Below are 18,940 nucleotides of genomic sequence, written 5' to 3'. Positions count from 1 at the left end.
GCCAACGTGAAACATCCCGTGTCTGGGGCCGGGTAAACACATTGAATTTAAATCAGAATATGAGCTCTGGTGGTAGCCTCACCCAGATACCCCTCATCTAATTGACAAAAAGATGAGTTGGATCAATTTGGCAAGGCACGTGCCGGTTGTGTAATAGATGTGAAGAAAATGAGGCCTTGTGGTTACCTTAAACCATCATCAATAGTCATTCGGAAATGGTCTATGGTTAGAGCGAAACGGCCTCAACAGGCTGGATATCAATAAGTTGCCCATAAGGAACCCACCATGAAAGCGCTAACCTTACCCCTGTTTTACCTCTTGTCTTTACTCTTCTGTGGCCAGGCCTACAGTGCCGATGAGGTGATCCTCAGCGTCGCCGCCAAGGGTTGCTGCAACAACGCCGGCAAGATGGAGTACAGCCGCGCCCAGCTGCAGGCGCTGCCGCAAGCCAGCGTCACCACTACCACTCCCTGGACCAAGGGCTCCCATGTCTATCGCGGCGTCTTGCTCAAGACGCTGCTCGATACCCTCGGCGTCACTGCCGACAAGATAAAAGTGATGGCCCAGAACGACTACTTCGCGGTGATCCCGCGGCAAGATGTCGAGAAATACCCCGTGCTGCTGGCCATCGAGGAAGATGGCAAGGCGCTGACCCTGCGCAACAAGGGCCCAGTCTGGGTCATCTACCCCCTGTCGGACCACCCCGAGCTCAATATCGAGCAATATCACAGCCTGATGGTGTGGCAAGTGCTCAAGCTTGAAGGGATGTAACGATGATCAAGGGCAAGTTCCTCTCCCTTGCCTTTATCATGGTCTCTTTTCTGGGGGTGACCATCTGGTCACTCTTCAATTACGATCGCACCTTCAATGACATGGTCAAATACAACCAGCTCTCCGCCTGGTCTCTGGCCCAGCTGGAACTGGAGCTGCACGGTTTTGACGAGCAGCTGTCGCTCTATCGCAGCGGTCAGACCGATGCCGGGCAGTTGAACAAGGCCTATGACATCGCCTGGAACCGGCTGGACATCTTCCTGACCGGACAAGAGACCGCGCTTATTCGTTCCCGCTACCAGGCCAGCGAGAGAGTCGGCGCCTTCTTTGAGGTGCTCAAGGAGTATGAGCAGGACGTGGTCAACCCCACCCCCGATTCAGCCCGGCTGGCCGAGATGGAAACTAGGCTAAGCAAGCTGTTGCCTTCCATCCGGGACCTGATGGTGATGAACTTCACCGGCCCCTCCGCCATCAAGCAGCGTCAGGAGCTGCAGCAGTCCAAGGAAGGGCACGTACTGGTGCTGGTCGTCCTGCTGGCCATCGGCCTGCTCATCCTGTTCGTGGTCTCCCGGGAGATGAAGCTGCAATACTTCCTGGCCTGGAACGACCCACTGACCCTGCTGCCCAACCGGGCCGCCTTCATGACCCGGCTGGAGCGGCTGGCCAAGGGCAAGCAGCCCACCGACGCTACCCTGACCATCTGTCTGGTCGAGTTGAACAACTTCAAGGAGGTCAACGACAGCCTGGGCTATGCCGCCGGGGATGAACTGCTCACCATGGTGGCCAACCAGATCAGAGAGTATGCCCATGAGCAGGCCTTCATCGCCCGCATGGGCGGCGATGAATTTGCCCTCTTCATCTATGGCGCCATGTCCATCGAGCACCGTGTTCCCTACCTTGTCCGGCTGCTGGATGAGTTGAGGCCCACCGTCTTTCAGGCCGATCCGGCGCATCGGGTGCGCGTCAGCATGGGAATAAGCCAGCACCCCATCACGGCCCACAAGATCGAGGAGCTGATCCTGTTCGCCGACATTGCCCTCGCCAATGCCAAAAAGCTCAAGGAGAACCACCTGCAGGTGTTCAACCACCGGATGTTCGAGCACTACAGCCGCAACCGGAAACTGGCCGCCGAGCTGCGTGAACATTTGAATATCATCTCCAACAGCACCCTCTATCTGCACTATCAGCCGGTGATAAAACCGGGCAATGCCTACAACATGGGGGCCGAGGTGCTGATCCGCTGGCATCACCCCGAATACGGCTTCATCAACCCGCTGGACATCATCGCCATGGCGGAGGAGAACGGCCTCGGCGAACTGCTCGGCAAATGGATCTTCAGCCGGGTCAACCACGACATGTCGCAACTGCCGGCCAGCTTCGTGGACAAGCTGGAGCTGGCCATCAACCTCTCCAACTCCATGTTCACCCCGGCCCTGTTCCACCAGGTCAACGAGATGCTGCAACAGAGCCCGCTGCGCGCCGAACAGCTTATTCTGGAGCTGACCGAAACCATCGCCCTCGACGATCTGCCGCTCAGCCAGCGCATCTTCAAGGAGCTCAAACAGATCCACGTGCGCATCGCACTGGATGATTTCGGCACCGGCTGGTCCTCCTTCTCCTATCTGATGTCCCTGAGCTTTGACAAGCTCAAGATTGACAAGTCCTTCGTCAGCAACATCGAGACCGACCCGCGGCAATTCATGTTCGTCGAGTCCATCACCAAGCTATCCCATCAGCTGGGGCTGGTAGTGGTGGCCGAGGGGGTGGAGAGCCTGCATGAACTGCAGCAGCTGGCCCATATCGGGGTGGACGAGATCCAGGGCTACTACTACTCCAAGCCGCTCTCCCCTGCCGAATTTTTCATCTATGCCATGACCCATCTGGTCCACAGCGCCGAGGAGAGCGTGGACGTCAGCTATCACTGAACGCACATCCCATTGCGGGCCACCCCCTCTTTCGCCTCACCGTATCCTTCCCACCAAAAACAACAGGCCCCGCCGGTGGGCGGAGCCTGTCAAAGTACTGCTGCTCGATTTGCTTAGAGCGTTTTGCCGCCCGAGCTTATCACCGTCTGGTACCAGTAGAAGCTGTCCTTCTTGAGCCGGCGCAGGGAGCCGCCCTGCTCGTCACGCTCCACAAAGACGAAGCCGTAGCGCTTCTGGTAGCCGTTGAGCCAGCTCAGGATGTCGGTGAACGACCAGGCGCAATAGCCCAGCAGTTCCACCCCGTCCTGCAGCGCCTCCTGGCACGCCTTGACGTGGCTGCGCAGATAGTCGATGCGGTAGTCGTCGTGCACCCGATCTCCCGCTGCCAGCTTGTCGAACTCGCCGAGGCCGTTCTCGGTGATCATCAGCGGCAGACCGTAGCGAGAGGAGAGCCGGCGCAGGGCGATGCGCATCCCGGTCGGGTCGATGGCCCAGTCCCAGTTGCTGGTCTCAAGGTGCGGGTTGGGAGCCGTCTTGTAGAGGCCAGGAATGCCGCTCGAGGGAGTGGTGCCCTTCTGCCCCGTGGTGTTGATGCGCTGCAGGGTCTGGCCGCCAAGCGGGTTGTCGGTGAAGGTCAGGGTGTAGTAGTAGTTGACCCCGATGTAATCGGGCGTCCCTTCCCGCAGCAGCTCGAGATCGCCCGGCAGGATGTCCGGCGCCTCGCCGGTTTCCCGCAGGTAGGCAAGCGCCGCCTGCGGATAGCGGCCAAAGCAGTAGGCATCCAGCCACCAGAGGTTGGTGAACTCCTCGGCGTTTTCAAACGCCAGCATATCTTTGGGATCGCACGACGCCGGATAGGCGGGCGAGTAGGCAAAGCTTGGGCCGATGAGGCCGTTCGGCACGTGCTGGCGGAACGCCTTGATGACCCGGGCGTTGGCCAGAAACGCGATGTGGTTGGCGGCAAAGAAGCGCTTGCGGTCCTGCACTGCAGGCGGGTGCGTGCCAAGCTGATAGGCGTTGGTCAGGTTGTAGTTCTGCTCGTTGAGCGATACCCAGTACTTCACCTTGCCGGCAAAACGCTGATACAAGGCCACGCAGTAGCGCTCGAAATCCTCGATGATGCGTCGGTCTTCCCAGCCGCCGTATTCATCCTGCAGCGCCTGGGGCAGATCCCAGTGATAGAGGGTGAGCACCGGCTCTATCTGGTGCGCCAGCAGGGTATCGATGAGTTTCTCGTAGAAGGCCAGCCCCGCCTCGTTCACCTCGCCGCGACCGGTGGGATAGATGCGCGGCCAGCTCACCGAGAAGCGGTAGGCCTTGAGCCCCATTTCCGCCATCAGCGCCACGTCCTCCTCCATGCGGTGATAGTGATCCACCGCCACGTCGCCATTGCTGCCCTCAAAGGTCTTGCCCGGCAACTTGGTGAACAGATCCCACACCGAGGGGCCCTTGCCATCGGCGTTCCAGGCCCCTTCCACCTGGTAGGCGGCGGAGGCGGCGCCCCACAGAAAATCGGCGGGGAAGTCGTTGAATTTGTGGTGATGCATCTGGGTTGCTCCTTCTGCGGCGGTGGCACCGGCCACCTCTATCGCGCCGACTGGCGGCGCCCAATGGAATTGGCATAAGCATCGAACAGTTATAAAATTCCGTCCAATGACAAATCAAACCATTCAACATTCCAAACAGGAATCATAGGGGCCGGGATGGAGTTACGGGATCTGAAAGCCTTCGTCACTTTGGGGGAGGTGCTGCACTTCGGTCAGGCAGCGGTGCGCCAGCACGTCACCCAGTCGGCCCTGAGCAAGCAAATACGGCGGCTGGAAGAGGAGCTGGGCGGCGAGCTGTTCGAGCGCAATGCCAGCAGTACCCGCCTCACCGTACTGGGGCGGGCCCTTTACCAGGATGCCAGCGCGTTGGTGGCGGCCAGCGAGCAACTCGGTCGCACCGCCCGTGACGTGCTGGCGGGCAACAGCGGCACCCTACGCATCGGCTTCGGGGTTGCCACCAAGATCCTGGTGCCCGCCGCCATCGCCCGTTTTCGCACCGAACGCCCACAGGTCACCATAGAGCTCAACGATCTCTCCACTCACCACCAGTTGCTGGCTCTGAGCGAGGGCAAGCTGGATCTGGGTTTTTGCCGCCTGCCCGCCCCCAAGGGGTGGCACTGTCTGCCGGTGGTACGGGCGCACTTTGTCGCCGTGCTGCCGGCCAGCTGCGCCGGCGTGCACGAACTGGCGGATCTGGTGGACAAGCCGCTGGCTATCTTGCGCCGGGACAAGGCCCCTTCGTTTTATGATCACCTGATGAACTATCTGGCCCAGAGCGGGCTGCGCTTTCGCGATATCCAGTACGTCAACGACTTCGCCGCCGGCATCGCCACCGCCGCCGCCGACATCGCCTGGACCCTGGTGCCCTCCTCCACCACCATAGAGCACCCGGATGTACTGACCCTGCCGCTGCGTGATACCGAAGCGAGCTGGATCATCGGCCTGATCCGCCCCCCCCACAGCAAGGGCCCGCTCATCGACGCCTTCTGGCAGGTTGTCGCCGATCTGAGTGAGCCGGCTCCCGCGCTGCAAACGGGGCCTTCTCCAGAGCAGCCATGAGCCAGTTCGGCGCCTCTGTCTCCCCCCTGGCAGGCGGCCGCTTGGTGATAGCGCTGACATCCCTTTGCCGATCAAGTGATTATGGTGAAGAAGGGGGTTGGATAGTGATAGCTTTTCGGCAGTTGGCTCCATTAGAATCAATCGTTTTACGATCACTCACCCTCATCGCGGATGCCACACTGCCATGCTGCTTCACCGGTTATTGAAAATTGATCTGCGTCGTCTGATCCTGGCGCTGGCCGTCGTCGGCGTCATGGCGACCCTGAGCAACAGTTTCTATGCCACCTACGAGGCGCAACGGGAGCTGTTGATCTCCAATACCCTGGATGCCAACCGCGTCTACGCCGCCAAGCTGGCCGACATGACCAATACCATGATCCAGTCCAGCCAGAGCCAGCTGGCCTACAGCGCCACCCTGCTCGCCCCTGCCATGGCCGATGACGATGTCCTGCTGGGTGAAGTCCGACGCTTGCAACAGCAGACCGCGACGTTCAACTCGGTGGCCGTGGTCAATGCCGACGCCGTGGTGGTGAGCGTCTATCCGGATACCCTCAAGATCAAGGGCGCCAAGCTCACCTCCGCCGGTTCCAGAGCCGCCATCACGACCCGGCGGCCGGTGATCACGGATCCCTTTATCTCGCTCTCCGGCAACTATCTCATCAGCCTCTCCAGCCCCATCTTCGACAAGGAGAAGAATTATCTCGGCTATGTGGCGGGCACCATCTATCTCCAGTCACCCAATCTGCTCTCCGGCATGCTGGGCCAGCACTACTACCAAGATGGCTCCTCCCTCTATGTGGTCGATCGCAACAGAACCCGCATCTATCACCCGGACCGTGCCAGGGTCGGTGAAAAAATCCGTGACAACGGGGTGGTCGATCGGGTGTTGAACGGCGAAGAGGGGGCGCTTGAGCTGACCGATGAGACAGGCACCGAGATGCTGGCCGGCTTTGCCCCCATCCGCCAGACCCACTGGGGAGTGGTGGCGCAGCGTCCCCGCGCCGCCACCCTGACCGGGCTGGATCAGCAGATGATGCGGGTGCTGCTCAAGATCATTCCCATCAACCTGCTGATCCTGCTGTTCATCTGGATTTCCGCCATCTTCATCTCCAGGCCGCTGTGGCAGCTGGCACACAAGGCCAAGCTGATGGATCAGCAGGAGTCGCTCAAGAACATCGCCAGGATCCGGGCCTGGTACTTCGAGGCGGCGCAGCTCAAGCAGGCCATGCTCAAGGGGCTGGGGCTGCTCAATACCCGGATCACCCAGCTGCACAATGACAGCCATACCGACGCCATGACCGGTCTGTTCAACCGCCGGGGCATGCAGCAGGTGCTCGACAGCTATCAGGCGCTGAGCCAACCCCTCGCCGTGATTGCACTGGATATCGACCATTTTAAGCAGATCAATGACGGCTTCGGTCATGATGTCGGGGATCAGGTGCTGGCCACCCTCGCCACCCTGATGCAGCAAGGCGCCAGGCAGGCCGATGCCGTGTGCCGCAGCGGCGGTGAAGAGTTTCTGATCTTGCTGCCCGGGCTGTCGCTCCCTCTCGCCTTCGAGATCGCCGAGCGGCTGCGCCAGCGGGTTGCCGCGCACCCCATGCCCGGCGCAGGCCACATCACCATCTCGCTCGGGGTCGCCTATTGGCCAGGCAGCGATGACGATCTCAACGTCGTCCTGAAGCAGGCCGACCAGGCACTTTATGAAGCCAAGCGACGGGGCCGCAATCGTACCGTGCAGGCCGGTCGTGACCAGCAGCTCCCATCTGATGGCGCCCTGCCACCGCCCGAGGAGGCCCCCGAGCGCGTGCAGCACGGCTAGACAACGTCAGTTGGGCAACCAGGTGTACAGACCCGGGGCCATGAGCGTCAGCTACGGTAAGCGGCTTGATGCGATAAGCGGTTCGCCGTCAGCCAGCACATGGCCCGACTCGATGGCTCATTGACCCGGTCAGACGTCGAGCCTGCGCTGGGTCAGCCACTCCACCATGGCCGGATCGCGGTGCGAGAAGAAGGCGCTGACCGCCGTATCGAGCGCCGCTATCTGTACCATCTCCACATGACTGAGTTCAAAGTCGAAGATAGCGAGATTCTCCTCCATCCGCTCCTTGCGCACAGACTTGGCCAGCGCCGCTATGCCCCGCTGGTACAGCCAGCGCAGCACTACCTGCCCCACACTTTTCCCGTGTCTCGCCCCGATGGCGGTCAGTTGTGAATGTTGGAACAGTCCGTTTCTGCCCTCTGCGAAAGGAGCCCACGCCTGCGGCTGTATGTGTCTGCTCTGCATCCAGGGCACGGCATGCAGCTGCTGATTGAAGGGGTTCACCTCTATCTGGTTGATGGCAGGCGCCACCTTGTTGAATGCCATGAGATCCGCCAGCCGGTCCGGGTGGAAGTTGCTGACGCCAATCGCCCGGATCTTGCCGGCTTGCTGCAACTCCGCCATCGCCCGCCAGGCGCCGTGGACATCCCCGTAAGGCTGGTGGATGAGATAAAGATCCACATAATCGAGCTGCAGGCGGTTCAAGGAGCGCTCGAATTGCGCCTTGGCCCCCTCATAGTTGGCATCCTGCAACCAGAGTTTGGTGGTGATGAACAGCTCGCCGCGCTCGATGCCACTCAACCTTATCCCGTTGCCGACCTGGGTTTCATTTTGATAGGAGGCGGCGGTATCGATCAGCCGGTAACCTGCATCGATGGCCTCGATGACGGCACGTTCGCACTCTGCCGCCGCCATCTGGAAGACCCCAAAACCCTGCAGGGGCATCTCGATGTCATTGTTCAGCTTTACTGCTTGCATGATCTGCTCCTAGTTGTTTGTCATTGGCATGTCATGAACCGCCACCATGCCAGATCCAGTCAGCCTGGCTGCGGGTAACCGCGTCTTGATGACCTTCAAGATGGCAACGCCGCTCAATCCCGCCACCAGATTGTGAAACCGGCCCGCCCGATACTGAGCGGAATCCTGATGTTCGGGCAGCCCCGATTGCACTACAGACGAGATGATACCGGCCATCGCGGCTCCTGTGAGTCATAACAACAGAACGGCCCCGGCGAACCGGGGCGACGCGAACCAGCGTCTCGACACGCGGCAGTGGCCGGGCTCGCTTTCCAGCAGGGAGCCTCAGCGCCCCACCAGTTTTCCCAGGTGCGCCGGGTAGCGCCCCCCTTCCAGCTCGATGCCTGCCACGGCGGCGTCAATATCGGCCAGCTCGCGGCTGCCGAGCCTGATGGCAGCCGCCCCCAGGTTCTCTTCCAGCCGGTGCAGCTTGGTGGTGCCCGGAATGGGCACGATCCAGGACCGCTGGGCCAGCAACCAGGCAAGCGCAATCTGGGCTGGCGTCACCCCCTTGCTGGCGGCCAGATCCCCCAGCACCTCCACCAGGCGCAGGTTGGCCGCGCGGGCGCCTTCGGCAAAGCGCGGCACTATGCTGCGAAAATCGTTCGCCTCGAACCGGGTATCAGCCTTGATGGCTCCCGTCAGAAAGCCCTTGCCGAGCGGGCTGAACGGCACAAAACCTATCCCCAGCTCGTCAAGCAGCGGCAGGATCCCCTGCTCCGGCTCCCGCCACCAGAGGGAGTATTCGCTCTGCAGCGCCGCTACTGACTGCACCTTGTGGGCACGGCGGATGGAATCGACGCCGGCCTCGGACAGGCCGAAGTGACGCACCTTGCCCTCCTGAATAAGATCGCGCACCGTCCCTGCGACGTCCTCCATCGGCACATCGGGATCGACGCGGTGCTGGTAGAAGAGATCGATGACGTCGGTGTTGAGGCGGCGCAGCGATGCTTCCGCCACGGCGCGGATATTCTCCGGCCGACTGTCCAGCCCATCAGGCACCTTGCCATTTTTGAAGCCGAACTTGGTGGCGATCACCACCTTGTCGCGAAACGGGGCCAGCGCCTCTCCCAGCAACAACTCGTTGTCGCCCGGGCCATAGGCCTCGGCGGTATCGAAGAAGGTGACCCCGAGCTCAAAGGCACGCCGGATCAGGGCGATCGCCTCTGCCTTGTCGGTCGCGGGGCCATAGCCAAAGCTCAAGCCCATGCAACCCAGACCGATGGCGGACACCGTCAGCCCGCTGTTACCCAATTGACGTGTTTGCATGTTTGCTCCTGTTCTCACAATGCAGCCGGAACTGCCCTGATAACCATGGATGCTCAGCCTCTTGTCTCAACCCAACCGGGGGGAGACAAACGTTAAAGGCTGGCACGTTGGATGGACGAACTATAGATATGGGATAAACATCGAACTAGACGGTAAATAGCGGAATCAGTTACAACCAAATGATGTAAATCCATGAGCAAGACCATGATCAACGAATTGCGATCCATCACCACCTTCGTCCACACGGCCGAGCTGGGCAGTCTCAGCAAGGCGGCCGAGGCTCAGCAGATCTCCCCTCAGGCCGCCAGCAAGGCGCTCGGCCAGCTGGAAGCGTATCTGGGGGTGCGTCTGTTTCATCGCACCACCCGCAGCATGTCGCTGACCGAAGAGGGTCAGCGGTTTCTGGAGGCGTCGCAGCCTGCCCTGCTCGGCCTGCAACAGGCTCTGACGGCAGCGCGCCAGACCCGTGAGGAGTTCGCCGGTCCGCTGCGGATCGTGGGCCCGCGTTCCGTGGTGCAGACCATCATAGGGCCGGTGCTGGAGGAGTACTGCCGGCGCTATCCCGATGTGCAACCGGATATCCAGCTCGATGACAGGGTCGGCAACTGGGTGGAGGAGCGGGTCGATGTGGGGTTGCGCATCGGCATCTCTCCTCAGGAGGGGCTGATCGCGCGCCGCCTGTTCCCCATGCAGCTCATCATCTGCGCCGCCCCCGCTTATCTGCGCAAATATGGCGTGCCCCTCACCCTGCATGATCTCGGCCTGCACCGCTGCAGTGCCTTTCGCCACGCGGGCAACGGTCGCCTGGTGCCCTGGCATGTCAAGATAGGGGACGAACTGCAGGAACATCCGGTACGCCCGGCACTCTCCACCAACGACGAGATGGTGGAGCTGGGGGCCGTGCTGGCTGGCGACGTCATCGGCCAGCTGGCCGGGCCAACGGCAGCGGCGCATATCCGCGCCGGCCGCCTGGTGCCCCTGCTGCTCGAGCACATGACCCAGATGCACGGCCTGTTTCTCTACTATGGCAGTCGCGCCGCCCAGCCCGCCAGGGTACGCCACTTCATCGATCTGGCGATAGCCTGCCTCACGGACAAGCGCGACTATGTGCTCGACATGGATGAACTGGCGCAGGCCCATTTGGCCGGCACGGGGTCACTGCAACCGACATAACGTCCCAAATAAGCGCTCGGGGTTGCTGATTGCTGGGTGCGTTCCGGGCTTGGGCGTTGGTGCACGGCAAGCACTTCTCTTTCGAAAAAGGGTCGTAGCGGGGTGAGAATAAAGAGGATGAAATGGCAATAGAGCCCACGGAAAGTGACTGAAGGGAAAATGCTCGCGTAAGGTGCCGGCCCTGAAGATCAAGGGGAAGTTTGCACCAGACTCCAGGCACCTTGCGGTCGTACCTGATAAGTTGCTGCAGAGGGTCGGAGATCCGAGATTAAGAGGCCTGACTCATCCACATAAAGTGGATTACCAAGAGGTCTGAAGGGGGTAATTAGCTGTAACTTATTGATCTGCAGAAACAAGTGGTGGCCCTACCAGCCACATCCCGGCACTCGAGTCCCCCGCCTTGGCTGCTACCTTCCGGTCCTGACCAGGTCGACGGGTTATCAATGCGAGAGGACCAATAGGACCACCGGCGAGGAGAATAGGCAAACTGGCCTCTCAATGCAACGGCTTTCTGCCCTCGCTCATGCTGTTCGCCTTATTTTTCAACAATCTGGCCAAGGGTTCAGCTAAACAGCATGAATTTGGCGCCCACCAGCAGCATCAGCAGGGCGAATGCCTGCTTGAGCCGCTGGGGAGAGAGCCGGTGCGCCAGCTTGGCCCCCACCCGGGCAAACTGGGTACTGGTGAGCACGATGCCGAGCAGCGCCGGCAGGTAGATGAACCCCAGGCTCCACTCTGGCAGGTCTGGATTGTTCCAGCCGGCGTAGAGGTAGCTGAGGCTGCCCGCCAGGGCGATGGGCATGCTGCAAGCGGCGGAGGCCGCCACGGCGTTGCGCATCGGTACGCTGTTCCAGCTCAGATAAGGCACGGTCAGCGAGCCGCCACCGATGCCGAACAAGGCCGACATCCAGCCGATGACGGTGCCAGCGATGCCGGTGCCGAGCGCTCCCGGCAGATGACGCTCCGCCTTGGGCTTGAGGTTGAGCCCCATCTGCAGCGCCATGGTCCAGGCGAAGCAGCCGATGATGATGTTGAGGGTGCTGGCACTGAGCAGGTTGGCGGTCATGCCGCCGAGCCAGGCTCCGACCAGCATGCCGGCGCCGAGCCGGCGGATCATCACCCAGTCGACCGCACCGGCCTCCTGGTGGGCACGCAGCGAGCTGAAGCCGGTGAAGATCATGGTGGGCAGCGAGGTGCCCAGTGCCAGATGGGTAATGATGTCGGGCGCAACGCCCTGGGCGTGAAAGCTCAGCACCAGCACGGGCACTATGATGAGACCGCCGCCGATGCCGAACAATCCCGCCAGCATGCCGGCGAACGCCCCCAGCAGCAGATAACCCATAAACAGCATAAAAATTCCTTCCGAGGCGGTGCAGCGAACAAATGGAGCGCTGCACATAAAAAAAGAGATGGCCCTTGGGCCATCTCTTTATTGTGCCGGTTAACTCAAGGGAATGGTACCGTCCATCACCTTGTAGAAGGCCAGCACCGCGCAACCGAGCAGGGCCGCCGTCATCCCCTGCTCCAGCCGGTTGAGGCCGCGCAGCCCGTGGTGCTGGCGCGCCTTCCAGTAGATGAAGATGCCGGGGCTGTAGAGCAGTGCCACCAGCAGCAGGTACTCAACCCCGGCGGCATAGACCAGCCAGCAGCCGTAGCCGGTGGCCACCAGCGCCAGGAACAGGTCGCGCTTGCGCTGATGGGGCTGGCCTGCGTAGGTCTCCCCTTTCAGCGCCAGCTTCAGCCCGTAGGCGCCGGAGAAGACGTAGGGCACCAGCGCCGCCGAGGTGGCAATGTTGACCAGCGCCAGATAGGTGCTGCTCTGGAAGTAGATGATGATGAGGAAGGTCTGCACCAGGCAGGTGGAGCACCAGAGCGACACCTGCGGCGAGCCGTTCTTGTTCTCCTTGGCAAACCAGCCAGGGAACACGCCGGTCTTACCCGCGATGTAGGGCACTTCCGCCGCCAGCACGGTCCAGCTCAGCAAGGCTCCCATCACCGAGATCACCAGGCCGATGTTGATGAGCCAGGCGCCCCAGGGGCCGACCACAGCTTCCAGGATCATGGCGGTGGAGGGGTTCTTGAGGGCCGCCAGTTGCGGCTGGTTCATGACCCCCAGCGAGAACAGGGTCACCATCACGTAGAGCGCCAGGGCACCCAGCAGCGCCAGCACGGTGGCACGGCCCACGTCCTTGCGATGACGGGCACGGGCGGAGACCACCACGGCCCCCTCGATGCCGATGAAGACCCAGAGCGTCACCTTCATGGTGGACTTGACCTGATCCATCACCGAACCCAGTTCAGGGGTGCCCTGACCCCAGATATCCAGGGTGAAGGTCTCCATGTTGAAGGCGAGCAGGATGGCCACGCAGAACACGATGAGCGGCACCATCTTGGCGATGGTGGTGACGATGTTCACCAGCGCCGCTACCTGAATGCCACGCAGCACCAGGGCATGCACAGACCAGATGAGCAGGGAGGCGAGCGTGATGGCCACCGGCGTGTTGCCGTCACCGAAGATGACCTTGTCCGGCGTGTCGAAGAAGTAGCTCAGCGCACTGAACACCACGATGGCGTAGGAGACGTTGGCCAGCAGCTGACAGAGCCAGTAGCCCCAGGCGGCGTTGAAGCCGATGAAATCGCCGAAACCGGCCTTGGCATAGCTGAAGATACCGCCATCGAGATCCGGGCGACGCATGGAGAGGTTCTGATATACCAGCGCGAGGCAGATCATGCCGATACCGGTGATGGCCCATCCCAGCGCGACGGCCCCGGCACTGGCATGAGCGGCAATGTTTTGCGGCAGACTGAAGACTCCGGCACCGACCATGGAGCCGATCACCAGCGAGATGAGGGCACCAAGCCCCAGTTTCTTGTCCATCTCAATCCTGTTTAATTAGGCGGCGGCAGAGCGTCCGTATTCATACTGCGCGCAATATGGGAGGGGCTAGAAATCCGTACCCCGTGAAAAAGGCGGCAACTATATTGCATGACTATTCCGACCGCAATCCCTCGTACCGTCAATCATGCACCGTCTTGACCGCGCGCAATTTTACAGCACTGACCCCGGGGGCCTGTGAGCTGGTTCAAATTAAGAAAGACCCGTTGATATTTCACATTTTTCCATGACCTGAGCCCCGTTTTTACGGATCAGACCTGCATGAGAATGCAGCTTGCAGCCGAGGTCGACAAATCCGGCTGCTGACAAACGTTTCAATAAAAATGCCCCTGCGCCGAGGGCCAGGAGCATCTGCAACAGAGCGCCGATATTCAGAGGCGCAAGCCGCCGTCCAGCTCGATCATCCGCCCAGACAGATAGTCATTGGCGAGAATAAAATGCACCGTCTGGGCCAGCTGCGCCGCCTGCCCGAGGGTCCCCACCGGGATGGCCTGCTGCATGCGGGCCATCGCCTCCGGCTTCATCGCCGCCGTCATGTCGGTGGCAAACACCCCCGGAGCGATACCCATCACCCGGATGCCGTGGCGGGCCAGCTCCTTCCCCCAGGTGACCACCAGCGAGGCCACCCCCGCCTTGCTGGCGGCATAGTTGCTCTGACCGATGTTGCCGGCGCGGGCGATGGAGGAGATGTTGATGATGACGCCCCCCTCCCCGCCGGTGGCCATCAGCGCCGCCCCTTCGCGCCCGCACAGGAAGGTGCCGGTGAGGTTGACGTCGATGACGCTCTGCCACTGGGCCAGGCTCATCTTCTCCGTCAGCGCCCCCTCCTTCACCTTGATCAGCATGCCGTCGCGCAGAATGCCGGCACAGTTGATGAGGCCGTGCAGAGCACCGAACTGCCCCTTGATGGCGGCGAAGGTCGCCTCGACCTCCGGCTCGCTCGCCACGTTGCAGACGAACAGGGCGCACTGGCCGTCACGGCTGCGCACTTCCGCCTCGGTCACCTCCAGATCGGTGCGGTTGACGTCGATGAGCGCAAGTTGCGCGCCCTGCTCCGCCAGACTCAGGGCGATGGCGCGGCCCAGCCCCCTGCCCGCCCCCGTGATGGCGATGACTTTCTGTGTGATATCCATAAATGCTCCTGGTGAGATGGCCGGTGACTGTCGAGTCAAAGACTATCGGGTAAAAAGGTAGATAGCGGCCCTTAACCCGGCGCTGTCTTGTCCAGATAGAGTTCGACGATGCTGGAAAAATCCCGAGCCCCCTGCCCCTTGGTGGCGTGCAGGTTGAAGAGGTTGCGGGCCAGGGCCCCCATGGGCACGGCGCTGTGGGCATGCTCGGCCAGGGCCATGGCGAGCCCTAGGTCTTTGACCATCAACCGGGTCATGAAGCCCCCCTGATAGTTGCGCGACGCCGGTACGTTTTCCATCACCCCGGGCCAGGGGTTGTAGCGCTCGAGACTCCAGTTGTTGCCCGAACTCTTGCCCATGATGGTGGAGAGCACCCCCGGATCCAGCCCCTCCTTGACCCCGAGCGCCAGCGCCTCGGCAGTGCCCGCCATGTGGATGGCGAGCAGCATGTTGTTGCACATCTTGGCGATCTGGCCGGCGCCGAGCGCCCCGGCGTGAAACAGGTTCTGCCCCATGCAGGCCAGCACGGGTTTGGCCGCCTCAAAATCCACTTGTTCGCCGCCGACGATGAAGGTGAGCGTGCCCGCCGCCGCGCCGGCCACGCCTCCCGAAACGGGGGCATCGAGAAAACGGATGCCGCGCGCCTGCGCCGCCGCCCCCACCTGACGGGCCGAGGCCACGTCGATGGTGGAGCAGTCGATGACCAGAGCGCCGAGCGGCAGGGCCGCCAGCAGATCCTGCCCGCCCCGTTCACCGGCGCTCTCGCCCAGCCAGAGGCTGCGCACATGCTCGCCCGCCGGCAGCATGCTGATCACCAGCTCGCAGCCGCTCACCGCCTCGCGGGCATCGCCGGCGGCGATACAGCCGGCCTCGATGGCGCGGGTCAGGCTCTCGGCCACCAGATCAAACACCTGCACTGTGTGTCCCGCCCGGGCCAGGTTGGCGGCCATGGGGCCCCCCATGTTGCCAAGCCCGATAAATCCAATCCTTGTCATGGTCTGTTCCTTGTGTGTGATCGCCCGTCAGCAGGGACACAGGGGATTGTTCCCCTCGGGCCAACGATAGAAGTCATCCAACCAGGCCTCGCCCGCCTGCGGGCCCTGCCAGCGGGGTGACTTGTCCTTGTCGATGAGCAGCGCCCGTACCCCTTCCACAAAATCCCCTTTGAGCACGCAGTTGACCGAGAGGGCCAGCTCGTCGGCAAACACCTCGGCCAACGACTGGCGCCGTGCCTGCCAGAACTGGCGCCAGAGGATGGCGCGGCTGATGGGGCTGCCGCTCTGGCAGGTCTCCCGCGCCAGGGCCAGCGTCGGTTCATCCAGCTCGGCGCCCTCGAGGCGAGCCAACACCCCTTGCAGGGAGCGACCGGCCAACAGTGCATCGATGCGGGTCTGATGGGGCAAGAGCACGGGAGCTGGCAGCGTCTGGCCAAGGGATCGCTGCAAACCGGCCAGCAACCCCTCGATCTGCTCGCTGGCATCGGCAACACCAGACCAGTCGAGGGTGGCGAGGCGCGCCGGCAGCTCCATCCGCTCACGGCTCGCCATGGCGTGATCCGCCAGACCCAGACCGATGGCATCCGCCCCGTTGAAGCGGGCCCCGGTGAGGCCGAGCCAGAGCCCGAGCCGCCCCGGCATGCGGCTCAAAAACCAGCTGGCCCCCACATCCGGATAGAGGCCTATGGTCACCTCCGGCATGGCGAACAGGCTCTTTTCGGTCACCACTCTAAAACCAGCCCCGGCAAAGAGACCGATGCCGCCGCCCATGCAGATGCCGTCCGCCACGCAGATGAGGGGCTTGCCATAGCGATGGATGTGATGATCGAGCCGGTACTCCTGCAGGAAGAAGTCGCGAGCATAGCCAAACAGTGCCGACTCGCTCGCCTCCTGTTTGCGGTAGTAGAAGGAGCGGATGTCGCCACCGGCGCAAAACGCCTTCTCGCCGGCTCCCTGCAGCAGCACGCAGACGATGGCGGGATCCTGCTCCCAGCGGGTCAGCGCCGCCTGCAACAACTGGATCATCTCAAGGCTCAAGGCGTTGAGGGAGGCGGGGCTGTCCAGGGTCAGCATGCCGATGTGGCGGCCATCCTCCGTGGGGTGGGTCTCGATGCGCACAGGCTCACTCATGGCGAACCCCCGCAGACAGGGTATCAGCCCCTGCGACATGGCGGGCCGCCATCATTACCTCATTCATCCTTCACACCCTCACTCTTTACCGGCTTGGATTGGTCGTAGTGCCAGCGCGGGGCTCGCTTCTCTAGGAAGGCGGCCACCCCTTCACGCTGGTTGGCATCGTCAAACAGGGTGAGAAACAGGCTGCGCTCGAGCGGCAGTGCCGCGTCCCGATGGCCGCTGCGCCCCTGATTGATGAGGGTCTTGCAGGCGCGCAGCGCGCTCGGGCTCTGGCGCTCCACCAGCTGGGCCATCTGGTGCGCCGCCTCCCAGGCGTGGCCCTCCTTCACCACCTCCTCCACCAGCCCCATCTCGTAGGCCAGGGTGGCGCTCACCTTCTCGCCGCAGAGGATCATCCGCTTGGCCCAGCCCGGCCCCACCAGTTCGGTCAGGCGCTGGGTGCCGCCGGCGCAGGGCAGCAAGCCCACCGAGGCCTCCGGCAGGCCCAGCTTGGCCTGCTGCTCGGCAATGCGGATGTCGCAGGCCAGCGCTACCTCGAGGCCGCCCCCCATGGCATAGCCATTGATGGCGGCGATGCTGACCCCGTGAAAGCGGGCCAGCGCTTCGAAGGCGCGGCCAAAGGCCTCGGCCACTTCGCGGGCGTGCTCCAGGTTGCCGTCGGCAAACATGTTGAGATCGGCGCCGGCACAGAAGAACTTGTCCCCGGCCCCGCGGATCACCAGTGCAACCACGTCGGGGCGGCTGTCGAGCTCCACCATCATCTGCAAGAAGGCCTGCAGGCTGGCGAGGGTCCAGGTGTTGGCGGGAGGATGATCGAGGGTGATATAGGCCACGTGACCGTGATATTCGAGCCTGATCCTTGTCATTGCGTTGTCCTTGTCAAAAAACCTGCCCCATGATGACAGGGTTGAATGGAGCCGACCTTCGGCTGGCTCACAAAGCCTGACGACGCGTCACGCCAGCCGCGTCGTCAGGGTGGGCTGCTGGGCACAGCAGCCCACCCCGCTACTCCAGCGCCAGACCGGGCTCGGCCAGCAGGCGGCGGGCGATGATGAGCCGCATCACTTCATTCGTCCCTTCCAGAATGCGGTGGACCCGGGTATCGCGCAGGTAGCGCTCGAGCGGGTACTCGCGGATATAACCATAGCCGCCAAAAAGTTGCAGGGCATCGTCGCAGACGCGGTGCCCCACGTCGGTGGCAAAACGCTTGGCCATGGCGCACCAGGCGCTCTTGTCTGGCGCCCCCGCATCGAGCCTGGCGGCCGCCTGGCGTACCAGCAGCCGGGCAGCCGCCAGTTCGGTGGCCATGTCGGCCAGGCGGAACTGCACGCTCTGGAATTCGCTGATCGGGTGGCCAAATTGCTGGCGCTGTTGCACATGGTCCAGGGCATCGTCGAGGGCCTGCTGGGCAGTGCCGACCGAGCAGGTAGCGATGTTGATGCGCCCGCCATCGAGCGCCTGCATGGCGAACTTGAACCCTTCCCCCTCCTGCCCCAGCCGGTAACGGGCGGGGATGCGCACGGCGCTGAAGTTCACCTCCCGGGTGGGCTGGCTGTTCCAGCCCATCTTCTCCTCCGCCTTGCCGTAACTCACGCCGGGGGTCTGGGCCGGTACCATGAAGGCGGAGATCCCCTTCGCCCCCTCGCCACCGGTGCGGGCCATCACCACCAGCACGTCGGTGCTGCCGGCGCCCGAGATGAACACCTTGCTGCCATCGAGAAGGTAATCCTCGCCGTCACGCACCGCGCGGGTCTTGAGGGCCGCGGCATCGGATCCGGCGCCCGGTTCGGTGAGGCAGTAGGAGCCCAGCAGCTCGCCGCTGGCCAGCCTTGGCACCCACTCCTCGGCCACCTCGGCAGGCAGCCAGCTGCCCAGCATCCAGCTCACCATGTTGTGGATGGTCAGATAGGCGGTGGTGGAGGTGCAGCCCATCGCGAGGCGCTCGAAGATGAGGCTGGCATCGAGCCTCGGCAGGCCGAGGCCGCCGTACTGCTCCGGGGTGTAGAGGCCACAAAAGCCAAGCGCCGCCGCCTGCTTGATGGTAGGGATGGGAAATTCATGCTCCTTGTCCCAGCGCGCGGCGTGGGGCTTGAGCGCCTCCTCGGCAAAAGCGCTGGCGGCCTCCACATAGGCCTGCTGATCCGGGGTCAACGTAAAATCCATCTTGTTCGCTTCCTTGTACTTGTTCGATCCGTTGCT

16 protein-coding genes and 1 other RNA gene are annotated in these 18,940 nt (G+C 62.5%); 5 read left to right on the top strand and 12 right to left on the bottom strand.

Features of this window, described 5'->3' with window-relative positions:
* Nucleotides 1–285: 285 nt before the first annotated feature.
* Both PG900_RS01995 and PG900_RS01990 read left to right on the top strand, forming a co-directional pair.
* Nucleotides 286–771, top strand: a complete 486-nt coding sequence (locus tag PG900_RS01995) for a molybdopterin-dependent oxidoreductase (protein ID WP_158197367.1) — start codon at nt 286–288, stop codon at nt 769–771.
* Between the two features lie 2 nt (nt 772–773).
* Nucleotides 774–2,696, top strand: coding sequence for a putative bifunctional diguanylate cyclase/phosphodiesterase (locus PG900_RS01990; RefSeq protein WP_270830794.1), 1,923 nt, complete (start codon nt 774–776; stop codon nt 2,694–2,696).
* Between the two features lie 113 nt (nt 2,697–2,809).
* Here PG900_RS01990 and PG900_RS01985 read toward each other — a convergent pair whose 3' ends face one another.
* Complete coding sequence (locus tag PG900_RS01985) at nt 2,810–4,243, bottom strand: glycoside hydrolase family 1 protein (RefSeq protein ID WP_270830793.1); 1,434 nt, start codon at nt 4,241–4,243, stop codon at nt 2,810–2,812.
* A 156-nt stretch (nt 4,244–4,399) separates the two neighbouring features.
* Between PG900_RS01985 and PG900_RS01980 the strand changes: the two genes are divergently transcribed.
* Together PG900_RS01980 and PG900_RS01975 are read left to right on the top strand one after the other, a co-directional pair.
* Nucleotides 4,400–5,302 (top strand): LysR family transcriptional regulator, encoded by a 903-nt coding sequence (locus PG900_RS01980; RefSeq protein WP_270830792.1) that lies wholly within the window; start codon nt 4,400–4,402, stop codon nt 5,300–5,302.
* A 184-nt stretch (nt 5,303–5,486) separates the two neighbouring features.
* Nucleotides 5,487–7,124 (top strand): sensor domain-containing diguanylate cyclase, encoded by a 1,638-nt coding sequence (locus tag PG900_RS01975; RefSeq protein WP_270830791.1) that lies wholly within the window; start codon nt 5,487–5,489, stop codon nt 7,122–7,124.
* 129 nt (nt 7,125–7,253) lie between these two features.
* Here PG900_RS01975 and PG900_RS01970 read toward each other — a convergent pair whose 3' ends face one another.
* From PG900_RS01970 to PG900_RS01960, 3 genes are all read right to left on the bottom strand, one after another.
* The gene (locus tag PG900_RS01970) at nt 7,254–8,102 is read right to left on the bottom strand and encodes an aldo/keto reductase (protein WP_270830790.1); all 849 of its coding nucleotides are present in this window, start codon (nt 8,100–8,102) and stop codon (nt 7,254–7,256) included.
* A gap of 9 nt (nt 8,103–8,111) precedes the next feature.
* Entirely contained in the window at nt 8,112–8,318 is a 207-nt protein-coding gene (locus PG900_RS01965) for a hypothetical protein (RefSeq protein ID WP_270800132.1), read from the bottom strand.
* 108 nt (nt 8,319–8,426) lie between these two features.
* Nucleotides 8,427–9,410, bottom strand: coding sequence for an aldo/keto reductase (locus tag PG900_RS01960; RefSeq protein ID WP_041218643.1), 984 nt, complete (start codon nt 9,408–9,410; stop codon nt 8,427–8,429).
* A 192-nt stretch (nt 9,411–9,602) separates the two neighbouring features.
* On the opposite strand from PG900_RS01960, the gene PG900_RS01955 reads away from it, so the two are divergent.
* The gene (locus PG900_RS01955) at nt 9,603–10,583 is read left to right on the top strand and encodes a LysR family transcriptional regulator (protein WP_270830789.1); all 981 of its coding nucleotides are present in this window, start codon (nt 9,603–9,605) and stop codon (nt 10,581–10,583) included.
* A 363-nt stretch (nt 10,584–10,946) separates the two neighbouring features.
* Here PG900_RS01955 and ffs read toward each other — a convergent pair.
* The 8 genes from ffs to PG900_RS01915 all read right to left on the bottom strand — a co-directional run bounded on the left by ffs (nt 10,947) and on the right by PG900_RS01915 (nt 18,904).
* Nucleotides 10,947–11,043, bottom strand: an RNA gene (gene ffs, locus PG900_RS01950) — signal recognition particle sRNA small type.
* A gap of 102 nt (nt 11,044–11,145) precedes the next feature.
* On the bottom strand, nt 11,146–11,934 hold the full coding sequence (locus tag PG900_RS01945; protein ID WP_011705953.1) for a sulfite exporter TauE/SafE family protein: 789 nt from the start codon (nt 11,932–11,934) through the stop codon (nt 11,146–11,148).
* Nucleotides 11,935–12,024: 90 nt separating this feature from the next.
* Complete coding sequence (arcD, locus tag PG900_RS01940) at nt 12,025–13,461, bottom strand: arginine-ornithine antiporter (RefSeq protein ID WP_029300698.1); 1,437 nt, start codon at nt 13,459–13,461, stop codon at nt 12,025–12,027.
* A 389-nt stretch (nt 13,462–13,850) separates the two neighbouring features.
* Complete coding sequence (locus tag PG900_RS01935; protein ID WP_104467483.1) at nt 13,851–14,612, bottom strand: SDR family oxidoreductase; 762 nt, start codon at nt 14,610–14,612, stop codon at nt 13,851–13,853.
* Between the two features lie 71 nt (nt 14,613–14,683).
* Nucleotides 14,684–15,604, bottom strand: coding sequence for a 3-hydroxyisobutyrate dehydrogenase (gene mmsB / locus PG900_RS01930; protein ID WP_073350497.1), 921 nt, complete (start codon nt 15,602–15,604; stop codon nt 14,684–14,686).
* Between the two features lie 27 nt (nt 15,605–15,631).
* Entirely contained in the window at nt 15,632–16,735 is a 1,104-nt protein-coding gene (locus PG900_RS01925; protein ID WP_029300692.1) for an enoyl-CoA hydratase/isomerase family protein, read from the bottom strand.
* 59 nt (nt 16,736–16,794) lie between these two features.
* Entirely contained in the window at nt 16,795–17,607 is an 813-nt protein-coding gene (locus PG900_RS01920) for an enoyl-CoA hydratase (protein ID WP_029300690.1), read from the bottom strand.
* Nucleotides 17,608–17,746: 139 nt separating this feature from the next.
* Nucleotides 17,747–18,904, bottom strand: a complete 1,158-nt coding sequence (locus PG900_RS01915; RefSeq protein ID WP_029300689.1) for an acyl-CoA dehydrogenase family protein — start codon at nt 18,902–18,904, stop codon at nt 17,747–17,749.
* Between the last annotated feature and the right edge of the window lie 36 nt (nt 18,905–18,940).

The sequence above is a fragment of the Aeromonas sp. QDB03 genome (assembly GCF_027707985.1).
GTDB lineage: Bacteria > Pseudomonadota > Gammaproteobacteria > Enterobacterales > Aeromonadaceae > Aeromonas > Aeromonas hydrophila.
Note: the sequence above shows the minus strand (reverse complement) of the source record. Positions and strands in the feature narration are given on the sequence as shown.